At 66.5% G+C, this 14683-nt stretch carries 17 protein-coding genes and 1 pseudogene; 10 read left to right on the top strand and 8 right to left on the bottom strand.

The genetic code is table 11. The annotated features are described in order from the left end of the window. Together WBQ44_RS09095 and WBQ44_RS09090 are read right to left on the bottom strand one after the other, a co-directional pair. A pseudogene (locus WBQ44_RS09095) lies at window positions 1–478 on the bottom strand (GMC oxidoreductase); the annotation flags it as partial. A gap of 223 nt (window positions 479–701) precedes the next feature. Next, window positions 702–1079 carry a VOC family protein gene (locus tag WBQ44_RS09090; protein ID WP_495566376.1) on the bottom strand — a complete coding sequence of 126 codons (378 nt, stop codon included), beginning with the start codon at window positions 1077–1079 and terminating at the stop codon, window positions 702–704. 129 nt (window positions 1080–1208) lie between these two features. Here WBQ44_RS09090 and WBQ44_RS09085 point away from each other — a divergent pair, with 129 nt between their 5' ends. Both WBQ44_RS09085 and WBQ44_RS09080 read left to right on the top strand, forming a co-directional pair. Beyond that, entirely contained in the window at window positions 1209–2207 is a 999-nt protein-coding gene (locus WBQ44_RS09085) for an MsnO8 family LLM class oxidoreductase (RefSeq protein WP_495566375.1), read from the top strand. 37 nt (window positions 2208–2244) lie between these two features. Then, on the top strand, window positions 2245–2448 hold the full coding sequence (locus tag WBQ44_RS09080) for a hypothetical protein (RefSeq protein ID WP_495566374.1): 204 nt from the start codon (window positions 2245–2247) through the stop codon (window positions 2446–2448). A gap of 21 nt (window positions 2449–2469) precedes the next feature. On the opposite strand, the gene WBQ44_RS09075 is transcribed toward WBQ44_RS09080, so the two are convergent. After that, on the bottom strand, window positions 2470–2970 hold the full coding sequence (locus WBQ44_RS09075; RefSeq protein ID WP_495566373.1) for a SixA phosphatase family protein: 501 nt from the start codon (window positions 2968–2970) through the stop codon (window positions 2470–2472). A gap of 170 nt (window positions 2971–3140) precedes the next feature. On the opposite strand from WBQ44_RS09075, the gene WBQ44_RS09070 reads away from it, so the two are divergent. From WBQ44_RS09070 to WBQ44_RS09045, 6 genes are read left to right on the top strand one after another with little or no spacing between them, the layout of a single operon-like run. Next, window positions 3141–3740 carry a biotin transporter BioY gene (locus WBQ44_RS09070; protein ID WP_495566372.1) on the top strand — a complete coding sequence of 200 codons (600 nt, stop codon included), beginning with the start codon at window positions 3141–3143 and terminating at the stop codon, window positions 3738–3740. A 44-nt stretch (window positions 3741–3784) separates the two neighbouring features. After that, the gene (locus WBQ44_RS09065; RefSeq protein ID WP_495566378.1) at window positions 3785–4852 is read left to right on the top strand and encodes an AMP-binding enzyme; all 1068 of its coding nucleotides are present in this window, start codon (window positions 3785–3787) and stop codon (window positions 4850–4852) included. Further along, window positions 4849–6012 (top strand): thiolase family protein, encoded by a 1164-nt coding sequence (locus WBQ44_RS09060; RefSeq protein ID WP_495566371.1) that lies wholly within the window; start codon window positions 4849–4851, stop codon window positions 6010–6012. Before WBQ44_RS09065 ends, WBQ44_RS09060 begins: the two co-directional genes overlap by 4 nt. Beyond that, the gene (locus WBQ44_RS09055; protein ID WP_495566370.1) at window positions 6009–6689 is read left to right on the top strand and encodes an energy-coupling factor ABC transporter ATP-binding protein; all 681 of its coding nucleotides are present in this window, start codon (window positions 6009–6011) and stop codon (window positions 6687–6689) included. Before WBQ44_RS09060 ends, WBQ44_RS09055 begins: the two co-directional genes overlap by 4 nt. Further along, window positions 6686–7357, top strand: a complete 672-nt coding sequence (locus WBQ44_RS09050) for an energy-coupling factor transporter transmembrane component T family protein (protein ID WP_495566369.1) — start codon at window positions 6686–6688, stop codon at window positions 7355–7357. Before WBQ44_RS09055 ends, WBQ44_RS09050 begins: the two co-directional genes overlap by 4 nt. After that, window positions 7354–8808 (top strand): AMP-binding protein, encoded by a 1455-nt coding sequence (locus WBQ44_RS09045; protein WP_495566368.1) that lies wholly within the window; start codon window positions 7354–7356, stop codon window positions 8806–8808. The genes WBQ44_RS09050 and WBQ44_RS09045 overlap by 4 nt, the downstream gene beginning before the upstream one ends. On the opposite strand, the gene WBQ44_RS09040 is transcribed toward WBQ44_RS09045, so the two are convergent. Both WBQ44_RS09040 and WBQ44_RS09035 read right to left on the bottom strand, forming a co-directional pair. After that, window positions 8727–9593 (bottom strand): acyl-[acyl-carrier-protein] thioesterase, encoded by an 867-nt coding sequence (locus WBQ44_RS09040; protein ID WP_495566367.1) that lies wholly within the window; start codon window positions 9591–9593, stop codon window positions 8727–8729. The two genes, WBQ44_RS09045 and WBQ44_RS09040, sit on opposite strands and share 82 nt — an antisense overlap. A 56-nt stretch (window positions 9594–9649) precedes the next feature. Beyond that, window positions 9650–11080, bottom strand: a complete 1431-nt coding sequence (locus tag WBQ44_RS09035; RefSeq protein ID WP_495566366.1) for a C40 family peptidase — start codon at window positions 11078–11080, stop codon at window positions 9650–9652. A gap of 171 nt (window positions 11081–11251) precedes the next feature. Between WBQ44_RS09035 and WBQ44_RS09030 the strand changes: the two genes are divergently transcribed. Next, entirely contained in the window at window positions 11252–11647 is a 396-nt protein-coding gene (locus WBQ44_RS09030; RefSeq protein ID WP_495566365.1) for a RidA family protein, read from the top strand. Here the strand turns inward: WBQ44_RS09030 and WBQ44_RS09025 are convergent. From WBQ44_RS09025 to aroQ, 3 genes are read right to left on the bottom strand one after another with little or no spacing between them, the layout of a single operon-like run. Then, window positions 11644–12204: a vitamin K epoxide reductase family protein gene (locus WBQ44_RS09025; RefSeq protein WP_495566364.1), complete on the bottom strand. Its 561-nt coding sequence runs from the start codon at window positions 12202–12204 to the stop codon at window positions 11644–11646. The genes WBQ44_RS09030 and WBQ44_RS09025 overlap by 4 nt on opposite strands. Before the next feature lie 9 nt (window positions 12205–12213). Beyond that, window positions 12214–12942, bottom strand: a complete 729-nt coding sequence (locus WBQ44_RS09020; RefSeq protein ID WP_495566363.1) for a DsbA family protein — start codon at window positions 12940–12942, stop codon at window positions 12214–12216. Window positions 12943–13002: 60 nt separating this feature from the next. Further along, window positions 13003–13443: a type II 3-dehydroquinate dehydratase gene (gene aroQ, locus WBQ44_RS09015; RefSeq protein ID WP_495566377.1), complete on the bottom strand. Its 441-nt coding sequence runs from the start codon at window positions 13441–13443 to the stop codon at window positions 13003–13005. A 67-nt stretch (window positions 13444–13510) separates the two neighbouring features. Between aroQ and WBQ44_RS09010 the strand changes: the two genes are divergently transcribed. Next, the coding region (locus WBQ44_RS09010) for an MFS transporter (RefSeq protein WP_495566362.1) at window positions 13511–14683 on the top strand (1173 nt) is incomplete at its 3' end.

The raw sequence follows: 14683 nt of genomic DNA, 5'->3' as shown, positions 1-14683 counted from the left end.
CGCCGGTGTAGACAATCGAGCCGCCGCCGACTGCGGCTGCGCGCCACACGGAGAGGTTCTCGAATCGGGTGGTGTCGAGGACGCCGCCGAAGTAGTCGACGGGTCCGACGGGCAGACCGGTGATGTTGGTGAACGAGTTTTGGTGCCACAGGCCGCGTCCGTCGGCGGTCATGTCGGCGGTGAAGATGTCGCGCCACTGGTCGCGGGGCCAGCGCAGGCCGCGTTCGAGGACCGTGACGGCGCTTCCCGCCTGCGCGAGTCGGAGGGCGGCGGCGCTGGCGCCGAAACCTGATCCGATGACGATGACGGGGGAGTGGTCCGGCGGACGGGGCGGGTCGGCGAACAACTCGGGTACGAGCGACCGAATGGAGGCCGCACCGATGGGTAGGGCGCCGGCCCGACCTGCCGAGACGAGAGGCGGCGCTGCCAGCCCGACGAGTCCCGCTGCTGCCAGTTGGAGCAGTTGCCTGCGTTTCACGTGTATCGATTCCCCCGCGCTAGATCCCGTCCCGACGGTCATCATTCCTCATTCGGGTCGGAAAAAGCGACCGTGGATAGGGAAAGGGCAAGTTTTCCCGAACCCCGTTCATCCGAGGTGGGAGACCTGCCGAGATGTTGATCGTTCCCGGCAGCGCTTTCGTCACACCGTGCTCCAGAGACACCGTGCTTCAGAGACACGGTGGGCGCTGCCGGGACGGTGCTCAACCCTGCTGGGAATAGTCCGGGAGCTCTTGGACGGCCCATTTGTTGCCGTCGGGGTCGGCGAAGTACACGAACTTGCCCCAGCCCTGGTCGACAATGGGCGCGATGTCGAGTCCTGCGGCGATGAGGTGTGCGCGGGCTTCTTCGGCGTCGTCGACGACGGCCTGCATGCCTTCGACGCTGCCCGGGGCTGCCGTGGTGATGCCTTCGCCGATGGCGATCGAGCACTTCGACCCGGGCGGTGTCAGCTGAACGAATCGCACACCGTCGAGCGGGCGGGCGTCGTGGTCTGCGTTGAACCCGATGCGGGTGTAGAACTCCTTCGCCCGGTCCACATCGCTGACGGGGATCATGACGAGTTCGATTCGGATGTCCATGGCGTTCTCCTTCGACGGTCGGCGTTTGGTTCTGTCACCACTATCGATGCAATTGCGGACATCTTCGGTCCTCGTTGCGCAGACGATGGCACAAGAAATATGCGCGCCGCTTACGTGGTTGCGCCAAGGGTGTTGGTGTCAATTCTCGATCGCTCTCGAACTCGCCACGGCGCCCCGGATGCTGCGGCGTTGACCGGCACGATCGAGCGAGCTGTGCGGGCCGAGAGGCTGGGGTATCACCGCTTCTGGGTTGCCGAGCATCACGCGGTCCCCGGGATCGCCAGCGGGTCCCCGCCGGTGCTGCTCGCGGCCATGGGGGCTGCGACGTCGCGCATCCGGATCGGTTCGGGCGGGGTGATGCTTCCCAATCATCAGCCGTTCGTGGTGGCCGAGCAGTTCGCGATGCTCGAGGCCTTGTATCCGGGGCGCATCGACGTCGGCGTGGGGCGTTCGGTCGGGTTCACCGAGCCTGTCCGAGTTGCTCTGCGGACCGGCGCGGAGGAGGCCGACACGTTCGCCGCCGACATCGAGGAACTGACCGGCTATCTGGCCGGTACCGGGGCGGTGACGGTGCGGCCATCGGTTGCGGCCCCGCCCGTCTACGTGTTGGCCACCGGCAAGGGCCTGGCGATCGCTGCCGAGGCGGGTTTACCCGTCGTTGTCGGCGGCCCCATTCTGCAGGTCGGCGACAGGGCCGAGTCGGCGCTCGCGGCCTATCGCCGCGACTTCCGCCCGACAGAGGTGAATCCGATGCCTACCGTGGTGGTCTCGCTCGACATCACCGTCGCCGAATCCACCGAACGGGCCCGCGAGCTGGTGCTACCGGAGGCATGGGCGATGGCGCAGGCACGGCGAACCGGCGAGTTCCCGCCCCTGACGAATCCGTCCGAGATCGATCTCGACGCTGCCCCCTCTCGGGTGCGGGAGCGTGTGGAACAGTCTGTCGCCGGGGCCCTGTACGGCACGCCGCAGCGTGTCGCGGACGGCCTCGAGGAGTTAATTGAACGTACGGGCGCGGACGAGATCCTCGCCTCCACGTCGACCTACGACCGCGAGGCGTTGTTCGAATCCGATGCGGCTCTTGCATCCCTTCTGTCGGTCACCGCGACCGGTGTTGATCCGCGCTAGGGTGGAAGAGGACATACCGGACTCGTGGAGGCTGACGATGGCAGGTAAGAAGCTCGACCGCGTGCACGCACAGACGGCTGTGGAGACGATTCGGGAAAACCCCGGCATCGCTCTCATCGCGGCGGCTCCGGCGCTGGTGGTGTTCGCAGTGGTGTGGTGGCTGGCAGGTTTCGGCACTGCGCTGTTGCTGCTGATCGCACTCGGCGTCGTCGGCTTCGTCGCTGCGAAACTACGAAGCTGACACAGATCGAGCTGACGCTGTTTACTTCTCGGCTCGCGGGATGCAGAACTCGCTGATGGTTGCGGTTCCCGCGGCGACGTCTTTCCAGTCGAGCTCGGTGGTCAGCACCGCGATGGCCGACGTCGGGAATCGGTGACGGATTTCGCGTGCGACCGACGTGTCGTCGTCCTCCGCGAGTTCGAGTGCGGTCCAGGGGATTCCGGGCTCGTGGCCGACGACGAGCAGGGTGGTCACTGCCGAGTCGGTCAGGGTGATTTCCTCGATGATTTCGTCGGCGGATCCGCCGTAGATGCCTCGCTCGAATCGGGCTTCGGTGTCGATGCCCGTTGCGGCGAGGGTTTCCCGGGTCCGCGTCGCGGTGGAGCAAATGACGGCGTCGATGCTACCGACGTGTTCGCTTATGAACGCTCCGGCCAATCCGGCTTCGCGTCGACCGCGCGGCGCCAGCGGTCGCTCGTGGTCGGGGACGCCCTCGGGGTACCCGGACTTGCCGTGTCGCATCAGGACGAGTGTGCGCGTCATGGCACCACCGTATCGGCGGTTGCGCGAACGGTGGGTCGGCAGGCGGGGCACTCGCCCGGTTCGGCTGCAGACGGTTTCGATGACATCGGACGCGACCTGCTACCTTGAACGCCGTTCAAGAATGCGAGTGAACGCGCTCGGTGTCGTTCGCGCAGTAGCGAGGAGTCGTCATGTCAGGTCTCGAAGGCGTTCAGGAGTCCACGGTGTCAGGAAAGAAGTTTCGTATCTCCGCCCGCGACATGGCGCAGATTGCAGTGTTCGCTGCACTGATTGCCGCTCTCGGCTTGGCCGGGGCCATCACGGTGGGGTTCAGTGGTGTGCCGATCACCCTGCAGACACTCGGCGTGATTCTCGCCGGAGCGGTCCTCGGTGCACGCAAGGGCGTAGGCGCGGTGACGGTGTTCATCGCGTTGACCCTCATCGGGTTGCCGCTGCTGTCGGGCGGCCGCACCGGTCTGACCGCACTCGCGGGCCCCAGCGCCGGCTACCTCATCGGATGGATCCCCGGCGTGCTCGTCATCGGTCTGCTGACGGCCCGCATTCTGCCGAAGTACCCGATCGCGCTCGGTCTGCTGGTCAACGTCATCGGCGGAATCGTGGTCATCTACATCTTCGGCACCATCGGGCTTCTTCTGCGTACCGACCTCGGCGTGTGGGCGGCGATCTCGACCAACTTCGCCTTTATCCCCGGTGACCTGGTGAAGGTCGTCATCGCCACCGTCGTCGCCAAGAGCGTCCACCGCGCGTACCCCGGCATCATCACCAAGTGAAACCCGGCGGTTCCGGCAACAGCCCGGCCATCGACTGGGACGGCATGACGCTTACGTACGCCGAGTTCGCTGCCGCGGTTGATGCATGGCCGCACGCGCAGCAGCACGACGCGTCCGAACTGACGCTCCCGGACGCACTGATCTGTTTGTTCGCCGCGGCGCAGCAGGGCGTCCCGGTGCACGTCGAGGATCCCGCGGCTCGTCCGCACCGGTCCGAGATTCCCGGCGACGCTTTTCTGCTCGTCGCGACGTCCGGGTCCACCGGCATGCCGCGGCCGTTGGCGCGAACTGCGCGATCGTGGGCCGACAGTTTCGACGAGTTCACCTCCGTCACGCGAATCAGCCCGTCCGACCGGGTTCTCGTCACCGGCCCCCTGCACGCGACGATGCACCTGTTCGCCGCCGTACACGCCCTCTGGCTCGGCGCCTGCGTCACCGACGCCGCCGCGTCGGCAACCGTCACGCATGCAGTTCCGGCGGTGCTGCGCACGCTGGTAGGCACCGTGCCGAACCTGCACACCGCAGTCGTCGGCGGGACGGGGCTCGATGCAGCGGCTGCGGAACTCGCCGGCAACATCGGGCTCGTCGAGTACTACGGGGCAGCCGAGCTCTCGCTGGTGGCCATCCGCCGCGTTCCCGCACCGCTGCGTCTGTTGGACGGTGTCGAAGCCGAGATCCGCGATGGCCTGCTGTTCGTTCGCTCGCCGTACCGGGTGCTCGGTGTCGGCGAATGGGTCGGCGTCGGCGATCTGGCCGCATTGGGGCCGGGCGGCGAACTGGTCGTCCGCGGTAGGGGCGAGGCCGCCATCGACGTCGGCGGCACCACCGTTGTGGCCGAGGACGTGGAGCGCGTGCTCGAGTCCATCGACGGAGTTCGCGCCGCAGCCGTGATCGGAACGCCGCACGCCGTGCTGGGAGAGACGGTGACGGGGGTGATCGAGCTCGAGGCCGGAACACTCTTGGGCGCGACGAAGACCTCGGCCAGGGCCCTTCTTCAGAAGGAAGCGGTGCCGAGGCGGTGGGCCGTCGTCGAGAAGTTGCCCCGAACCGGTAGCGGCAAGATCGCCCGCGCCCAGGTGAAGCACTCGATGATGACAGACTCGACGTTGTGACCGGCGACAATCCCGTACTCGTTGCGCCCTGGCGGACCCCCATCGGCAACGCCGGTCACGGCTTCGCTGCGCTGACGACGACGGATCTCGCCGCGCCGGTATTGCGTGCCACGGTCGCCACCCTGCGCGATCACGGCATCGACGACGAGGTCGACGATGTCGTTCTCGGTAACTGTCTCGGGCCGGGCGGCAATCCGGCGCGCATCGCGGCGCTCGAAGCGGGCCTCGGTATCTCGGTCCCCGGCGTGACGGTAGATCGGCAGTGCGGCGCCGGGCTCGACGCCGTGATGCAGGCGGCGATGCGCATCCGCAGTGGTGAGGACCGGCTCATCCTGGCGGGTGGCGTCGAATCGGCGAGTACGGCGCCGTGGCGTTTCTGGCCGCCGCGTTTTCGGCCACCGAACCCCGGCGTCGACGGGCAGGAGGGTGCCGCCCCTGTTCGCTACACCCGCGCGCCGTTCGCTCCCGCGGGCTTTCCCGACCCGGACATGGGCAGCGCGGCCGACGACCTTGCCGTAGCGCGCGGCATCGACCGCGTCAGGCAGGACGCCTACGCGGCGCGCTCGCACGCACTCGCCGCCGAAGCGGATTTCTCCGCCGAGATCGTCCCGGTGGCCGGCATCGAGCGAGACCAGCGGATCCGCAAGAACATGACGCGGGACCGGCTCGCGCGACTGCGGCCGAGCTTCACCGCTGACGGCACTGCCACAGCGGGCAATTCGTGCGGCATCTCCGACGGTGCTGCGGTCATGGCCGTCACCACCGAGGCGCGCGCGAAGGGACTGCCCGCACTGCGTGTTCTCGGTTCGGCGGTGGCGGGATCGGATCCGGCGCTACCAGGCCTGGGCCCGGTGCCGGCGATAGAGAAGGTGCTGCAGCGAACGGGCATCGCGCTCGACGATATCGGGGTCGTGGAGATCACCGAGGCGTTCGCGTCTGTGGTGCTCGCGGTGTCGGACGAGTTGGGCATCGACGAAAACTTGCTGTGCCCGCAGGGCGGCGCGATCGCGATGGGGCATCCGTGGGGCGCGTCCGGTGCAATTCTGCTGGTCCGACTGTCGGCGAGAATGCTGGCCGAAGGCGGGCCGCAGCTGGGCCTCGCGGCGTGCGCCATCGGTGGAGGACAGGGAATTGCGATGATCGTGGAGCGTGCGTGGTGAGCGACATCATGTTCGAATCGGTCAGGCATTCGTTCGGTGAACGAGAAGTACTGCGCGGCATCGATCTTCGGATCACGGAGCGGCGCGTCGGCATCATCGGCTCCAACGGATCCGGCAAGTCGACGCTCGCGCGGACGATCAACGGATTGTTGGCCCCGACCTCGGGAACCGTCACGGTCGACGGCGTCGACCCTGTGAAGAAGGGCTCGCAGGTGCGCAAGAAGGTGGGCTTCGTGTTCACCGACCCCGACACCCAGATCGTCATGCCGACGGTCGCCGAAGACCTCGCGTTCTCGCTCCGCAGATCGCGGCTGAGCAAACAGGAAATCGCAGAACGAGTGCAGGACATCCTCGTTCGATTCAGGCTCGACGGTCACGCCGAGCATCCCGCGCATCTGCTGTCCGGTGGGCAGAAGCAGTTGCTCGCCATCGGTGCAGTGCTGATCAGGCGGCCGGAGGTCGTCATCGCCGACGAGCCGACGACGCTTCTCGATCTACGCAACGCCCGCGTCGTCGCCGAGGCCCTCGATTCGATCGATCAGCAGGTCATCGTCGTCACCCATCAGCTTGCTCTGCTGGACAGTTTCGAACGGGTCGTCGTCGTCGACGACGGGCGCGTGGCATTCGACGGCACCCCGGAGGACGCCGTACCCGCATACCGCGAGCTCGTCCTGTGATCGGCCTGTACCGGCCGGGCTCGTCGCTGATCCACCAAATGCCCGCCGGCGCGAAGTTGCTGCTGTTGCTCGTCTCGATCATTGCTGCCACCGTTCTGGTGCGGACGCCGCTACAGGTGGGCGTTGTCGCGCTGGTGGTGGCCGGGCTGTATGCGCTCGCCCGGATCCCGGCGAAACTCGCTCTGGCGCAGTTGCGTCCGGTGTTGTGGATGATGGTGATCATCGGGGTGTTTCAGGTCATCATCACCTCGCCGACGCGGGCGGTCGTCGTGTGCGGGGTGCTGCTCATCTCCGTGGCACTCGCGGCACTCGTCACGGTGACCACTCGGGTGACGGCCATGCTCGACACCGTCACCCGGGCGCTCGGGCCGCTGCGCAGAATCGGCGTCGACCCCGAACGAATCGGATTGATGTTGGCATTGGCCATTCGGTGCATCCCCATCCTCGCGACCATCGTTCACGAAGTGTCCGAGGCGCGAAAAGCGCGCGGGCTGCAGTGGTCGATGACGGCCCTCGCCACTCCGGTTCTGGTCCGGGCCCTGCGGACCGCCGATGCTCTGGGCGACGCACTCGTCGCACGCGGTGTCGACGACGACGACTGGGAGAAGGACGACTGGGAAGAGGACGACTGGGAAGACGACAAACCTGGCGACGGAGTCACCGCGTGAGCCTACTGTTGGCGGATCGGATCGCCCTGCGAGTCGAAGAGATCCCCGACGTCGTCGCGGTCGTCGATCGCCGTGAATCGTTGACCTACGCCGAGTTCTGGGAACGCGTGCGAAGTGCGGCGGCGGCCATGACCGGGATGCGACGGGTCGCGGTGCTACCCACGTCGGATGTCGGGTCGCTCGTGTCGGTGACGGCTGCGATGGCGTCGGGTGTGTCGGTGGTGCTGCTGCACCGCCACCTTCTCCCTGAGCAGTTCGAGCGCGTACTTGAAATCGCCCGTCCCGCAGCAGTTCTCGCGGACCCGAGTCAACATCGACGTCTGCGCCACCTGGGGTGCGACAAGCCGATCACCGAGCTCACTGGGTGCGGCGGGCATGCCGCTGCTGCGGCGACCGACGAACTGCTCGTCGGCATCACTTCCGGGACTACGGGTGAACCCAAGTTGTTTGCACGCAGTCAACTCTCGTGGGCGCGCACCCTCGATCGCAGCGACGCGGTGTTCGACATCGGCCGCGGAGATCGTGTGGCCACACCGGGAGTCCTCGACCACACGCACTTTCTCTACGGCGCTCTGCACGGATTGACCCGCGGGGCGACCGTCGACCTGCGCCCAGTGGTCGACATCATGGACGCTGTATCCGACACGCCGCCGTCCAACACGCCGCCGTCCAATACGCCACTGACGCATCTGTACTCGGTTCCCACCATCGCGTGGGACGTCGTTCATGCCGCGGCGGGGCAGGTCGGAAGTGTGCGCGAGGTGCTCTCCAGTGCTGCTCGGTGGCCTACTACGAGTCGCGTCGCACTGCAGTCGGTGTTTCCGAATGCTTCGCTCGTGCACTTCTACGGCGCATCCGAGTTGAGTTTCGTCTCGTACGACCGGGGAACGGAGCCCGGCGCCGGAACCCTGTTCGACGGCGTCGACGCCGAGATTCGGGACGGCCTGGTGCACGTTCGCAGCGACATGCTGTTCGACGGGTACCTGACGGGTTCGGGTGAGCAGCCGCTGCACGCCGGTCCGGTGGAAGGCTGGATGACGGTGGGCGACAGAGGAACCGTCGACGGGCGGGTGCTCACGCTCCTGGGTCGTGCCGGGGACACCCTGATCCGCGCCGGGCTGAATGTCGAACTCGCGCCGATCGAGGCGGCGGCTCTCGCGGTCGACGGCGTGCAGCAGGCTGCGTGCATCGCGCTGTCGGACGACCGCATGGGCGAGGTGCCCGCGCTGGCCGTCGTCCTTGGCGCCGAGCAGCCGTCGGTGGCGGAGCTGCGGCGGCATCTGCGCGGCACATTGCCGAGCCCGAGCATGCCGACGCGAATACTCGTCGTGCCGGAGTTGCCGCGGACGCCGCGGGGCAAGCTCGACCGTCAAGCTTTGGTAGCAACCTTGGCGACGGAGCGCACCGCGCCGTCGACGACGAACCACAGTGTGAGCGCGCCATCGGAATAGCGGTGCCGGATGGTGACGTGTTCGTTCGCCAGGATGGGCGTGAGGTATTCGATGACTGCCCGGTGCGGCTGCTTCACCAGCTCCTGACGATCGACGAGGAATTCCTCGACGACGTGCCAGTAGGCGGCGTTGTTGACGTGGTTGAACGAGTCGATGTCGGTGGCGCGCAACGGGAAATGTACGTCGGTGTGCGACTCGGCGGGCGCCGGTTCGGTGAGCCAGGCTTTCCACCGCAGGCGGTGTTCGTCGGTGGTGCGAGCCAGTAGTTCGAGGGCTTCGTCGCTGATGCGGGTCGGCATCCCGGTGGTCGCACTGATGTTGATCCAGAAGCCTTCGGTCTCGACGGACGCGCCCTTACCGCTGGAGATGCTGACGCGCATGTTGGACCACCGCGTCGACATCGACGAGCACCACCGACGCATGTGCACTCGGTCGGGAAAATGGACCGGCTCGTGGACGTCGATGACGGTGCGGCGCACAATCCAGAACGGATCGGTGAGGCCGAGGGGAGTGGCGGCGAGGTTGTCCGAGCCGACGTCCTGCAGGTAGCGCGCGATACCGTCGAACCGCAGTCGGTTGCCGGGGTCGACGTCGCCGGTGCGGACGTGCCACCCGGTCTCGAAGCCTTCCCCTTCGGGCGGGGGCGGGGCGAGTGCTTCTCCGAAGTCGGTCGGCTCGAGGTGGGTCGGCTGGAGTTCGGTCGGCTGGAGTTCGGTCGGCTGGAGTTCGGTCGGCTGGAGTTCGGTCGGCTGGGGGGCTGGTGGCTCGGAGATCCGGCTGGCCACAGGTGTGCTCCTCGTCTGCAGATCGCTCGTGTGGCTCGAACTTACCCGCTGACCGCTCAGAGCACGCGCCGCGCCTTCATGCCGTCGAATACCGGTGCGATGCGGACGACGTCGCCCGTGGTCGGTGCGTGGACCATCTGGCCGTTTCCGGCGTAGATGGCGACGTGGCCGGGGCCCGCGGACTGCCAGTTGCCGAACAGTAGGTCGCCCGGTTGCGCCATCGCCAAGGGGATTTCGGTGCCGACGCCCCATTGGGTTTCCGACGTGCGGGGCAGTGTGAGCGCCCCGCCCGAGGCCTTGAAGACGGCGTACGAGGTGAGGCCGGAGCAGTCGAAGCCGCCGCCGGACGGGCCGTTGATGTTGCCGCCGCCCCAGACATAGGGGAGCCCGAGGTAGTCCATGGCGAGTTTGACGGCACGCGATCCGACGGCGGCCAGGTCGAGCGATGCGATCGGGTTGAGGATTGCCGCGAACTGCAGCTCTGTCGCGCGGATCTTCGCGACGTACGGCTTGGTCTGATTCTCGTAATCGGGAAGACCGGACGGCATTCCGCCGGAGCGAAGGACCGCGCCCGCGCCGGCGTTGTAGCCGGCGAGGGTCAGGTCGAGCGAGTCGCCCTTGACGCGTCCCTCGGTCTTCCACTGGTTCACCTGCTTGTTGATGTCGCACAACAGGTTTCCCGACGCCATGACCGAGTCGGCGATGCCGTTGACGTCGGCGGCGCCGTCGCCGTCGGCGTCCTTGCCGTAGGTCTGCCACGTGCCCGGCATGAACTGGCCGGGGCCTCGCGCGCCGGTGCTCGAGACGGGCGCGGTGGGGCCGTGCCGGAAGCCGTTCTCCGCTGCGTACAACGCGGCGATGGTGGGAGCTTTGACCCCGTCGCAGATGGTGCCGGCTTTCATCAGCCAGGGGACGAAGGCGGTGATCGCGCCGATCGGCGACATCGACACACCGGTGAAGGTGGCGGGCATACCGGGGAAGAGTGCTCGGCGCAGTGCTTCGGCGGCGGGCATGAAGGCGGTTTGTGCCGCAAGATCGCCGAGGGTGAAGCTCGACGTGCCGAACTGCAGCGCCCCCACGGCGGCGTTGCTCGGCACGAGTGCGCTGAGCGAGGTGGTCAGCGTGGGTCCGGCTACGGGAGCGGCAGCCGCTACAGGCGTCGCAGCGGCGGGTGTCGCGCCGGCGTCCGCGCCGACAGCAGTTTCTTCGGGTACTTCCTCGGGCTTCGGCGGCAGCATCGGTTCGGCCGCGGTCTCGACGGCATCGGCGACGTCGTCGAGCATGGCATCGGCGTCTTCGCGCGCAGGCTCCGGCAGTGTGCCCAGAAGGTCGTCGAGCTGCTTTTGCAGGCCCTCGGCGGATTCTTCCGCGGCCGCAGCTACATTGGCTGCCCCGTCCTGGATCTCCGGTGGTGCTTCCCCGCCCCCCACAGCCCCCGCTGCGGAGACTATTACGGCAACGATTACTGCGATCGGATCGCCCGCCATGTACAACTCCTGGTGCTGAGAACTCTCCCCGACGTTCCGTGCCGCCCACCTTCGGGTGAGCTGACTCACATCATCATGCACTGTCTTCGTTCATTACGGAGCGTTATAAAAAGGCTTCTCATTTGTGACGCGTTACATTGGCCCTCTGTTGGCGTGAGAGGGGTCGTGACAATGAACAAGTACGTGCTCGCACCGGACACCGTGTGGGACCCGGGCGCTCAACTGTTGTCGCAGTGCGTCGTCGTGACGGGCGCCGACCGCACGCTCTACCTCTCGGGGCAGACGGCAATCACACCCGACGGGCAATTCGAGGGCATCGGCGACGTCGATGCGCAGATCCGGCTGTCGTTCGAGAACATCCGACTGATCATGTCCGCGGCGGGCGGAACTCTCGACAACGTCGTGAAACTGACGGTGTACTTCGTCGACCTCGGTCACCTCGACACCTATACCGGCATCCTCGGTGAACTGTTCCCGGCAAGCCGGCCGGCACAGACCGTCGTAGAGGTCTCTCGGCTGGCGATGCCCGAATTGCTGATCGAGATCGATGCGACAGCGGTGCTCTAGACGAGTGTCGACCAGTAGTCGCTGAAGCGGATCGCGATCAGCACGAGGACGACCGCGAACCACACCACCAGAATTGTCCAACGCCATTCGACGAACAGTCGGCCCACGCGGGAGGTGTCGACGAGTTGGGAGACGGTGACGACGAAGATCGGCATCATGACCGCCCACACCACCATGCAGTAGGGGCAGAGGGCGCCGATCTCGTACAGGCTCTGGTAGATCAGCCAGTGGACGAACACCTCGCCGAGCAGCGCGCCGAGTGCGAGTCCGAGCCAGTACCAGTGCGGGAGCGCGACGCATCCCAGCGTCAGCACGCCGGTAAGGAGAACGATCGTGAAGGCGACGATGCCGATGATGGGGTTCGGGAATCCGAAGAGCGCGGCCTGATCGGTCGTCATCACCGACCCGCACGACAGCACCGGGTTCAGGCTGCACGACGGAACGTACGACGCGTCTTCGAGCAGTTTGAACCGCTCGATCGTCAGGGTCAGTGCGGCGAGCAGTCCGAAAAATCCGCCGACGATGAGGACCCAGGCGGTGGCGCGTGCGGGCTTCACGGTGCGGTCCTACTTGGCGTCGGCGATGGCGGCGCGTAGCCCGTCGGGCGTCGGGTTGGACACGACGGTTCCGTTGACCGAGACCGTCGGGGTGCCGTTGATGCCCGAGTCCAACACGGTCTGCGTCTGACTCGTCACGTAGTCGGTGTAGGTGCCGCCGGTGATGCAGCTCTCGAGTTCCGGTCCCTCGATGCCCACCGTCGTCGTGATGCCGAGGAGTTCTTCGTCGCTCAGGCCCTCGCCGCCTTCGGACGGCTGCTGCTCGAACATCGCCTTGTGCCAGGCGGGCCATGCGGAGATGTCGGCGTCGGCGACGCAGTAGCTCGCGTTCGCGGCGCGGGTGGAGTAGTTGGTCGACGACATCCGATCGAGGATCGAGATCGGCCGGTAGTCGACGGCGATGGTGTTGTCGGCGGTCAGTTCGGTCAGTGTGTCGCCGCTGATGGCTTCGAACTGCTTGCAGGCCGGGCACTGAAAGTCTTCGACGGCGGTGACGACGACGGACGCGTCGGGTGCGCCGATGCGGATGGCGCCGTCCTCGGTGACGGACGACGGGGTCGAGGCCGGGGTTGCCGTGGTGTCGGAGTCGCGGTTCGCGATGGTGAATCCGATGCCGGCGATCAGGGCGACGAGGACGACGGCCACCGCGATCTGAATGATGGTGCGGCGCTGCTTGTCCTTTTTGCCCTGCAGAGCCGCTGTTGCTGCTTCTGCTTTTCTACGACTGCTGTTGCTCACCGTTGAAGATCCCTCGCTCGCTCGAAACGTTCTCGGCCAGCATAGGTGTGTGAACCTGAGCTACGGCTGAGTGAGCGCGATCAGTCGTTCGACCGCGAACCCGTATCCCGCGACGCCGAGGCCCGCGATGACGCCGCTCGCGATGGGCGAGACGAACGAGTGGTGGCGAAACTCCTCCCGCGCATGGACGTTGCTGATGTGGACCTCGATGATCGGGACCTCGGGGATGACGAGGGCGTCCCGCAGTGCGACCGAAGTGTGGGTAAGGCCACCCGGGTTGATCACGATGCCCGATGCCTGCCCGCGGGCATCGTGGATCCAGTCGATCAGCTGTCCTTCGTGGTTGGACTGCTCGGCGCGGACCGTCCGGCCGTGTGCGGCCGCAGTCTTCTCGCACAGGGCGACGACGTCGGCGAGCGTCTCGTGGCCGTAGACCTCCGGCTGACGGGTGCCGAGCATGTTCAGGTTCGGCCCGTTCAACACCAGAATGTGCCCTGCCATGTCGTTGCCCACTTTCGCATCGTCGTGTATCGCCGGGATTCGATCCTTGCACAGGTGACCGGGCACAATGATCCCAGTGAAAACAGTGTGGGTGGTCTGGGGTGTCGGGGTGTTCGCCTACATCGTCGGCGTCCTGCACCGCACGGCGTTCGGCGTCGCCGGTCTCGACGCGGCCGACCGGTTCTCCGCGAGCCCCTCTGTTCTGTCGTCGTTCGTGGTGCTGCAGATCGTCGTCTATGCAGGCATGCAGATCCCCGCTGGGGTGATTCTCGACCGGGTCGGATCACGGAGGATGATCGCGCTCGGCGCGCTGCTGATGGCTATTGCGCAGGTCATCTTGGCTACGACGGAGTCGCTCCCGGTCGCGGTTGCCGCTCGCGCGCTCGTCGGCATCGGCGATGCACTGACCTTTATTTCGGTGCTGCGGTTGGTGCCGCAGTGGTTCTCGCCTCGGCGCGTTCCCATCGTTTCGCAGCTCACCGGTCTTCTCGGTCAGACGGGACAGATTTTGTCTGCTGTGCCGTTCCTGATGGTTCTGCATTCTTCGGGGTGGACGTTCGCTTTTGCGAGTGCGGCTTCGCTCGGGCTGGTGGCGTTCGTGCTCGCGCTCGCCCTGATCCGTGACACGCCGCCCGGGGTGGAAGTGCTGATGGCGCCCACGTCGATGCGCGAGACGCTCGGCACGATCGGCAGGGTGTGGAAGCGGCCGGGTACCAGGCTCGGCTTCTTCAGCCACATGGGGACGCAGTTCTCGATCACGGTGTTCGCGCTGCTGTGGGGCATTCCGTATCTGACGTCCGCGCAGGGTTTGTCGGCAGCGGCCGCCGGAACGTTGCTGTCGCTGTCGGTTGTTTCGGCGGTGGTGTTCGGCATCGGCCTGGGCATTCTGACTGGGCGCTATCCGATGCGACGCTCGTGGCTGGTGCTGTCGATCATGGTCAGCAATGCCGTGATGTGGGGGATCGTGTTGGCGTTGCCGGGCCCGGCCCCGCTGTGGTTGCTGGTGATTCTGGTAGTCGTCGTCTCGGTGGGTGGCCCCGGCGGCGTCATCGGTTTCGACTACGCGCGCACCTTCAATCCGAGCGCCAATCTCGGTACTGCGCAGGGAATGGTCAACGTCGGTGGTTTCCTCGCGTCGCTGCTGGTGATCGCGGCGATCGGCGGCATTCTCCAGGCGATGGGTGGGTACACGGTCGAGGCGTTCCGCGTCGCGATGCTCGCGCAGTACCCGGTGTGGGTC

The sequence above is a fragment of the Rhodococcus sp. (in: high G+C Gram-positive bacteria) genome, assembly GCF_049591685.1.
Taxonomy (GTDB): domain Bacteria; phylum Actinomycetota; class Actinomycetes; order Mycobacteriales; family Mycobacteriaceae; genus Rhodococcoides.
The sequence above is the reverse complement of the archived record's forward strand: the minus strand, read 5'-3'. Positions and strand labels throughout refer to the sequence as shown.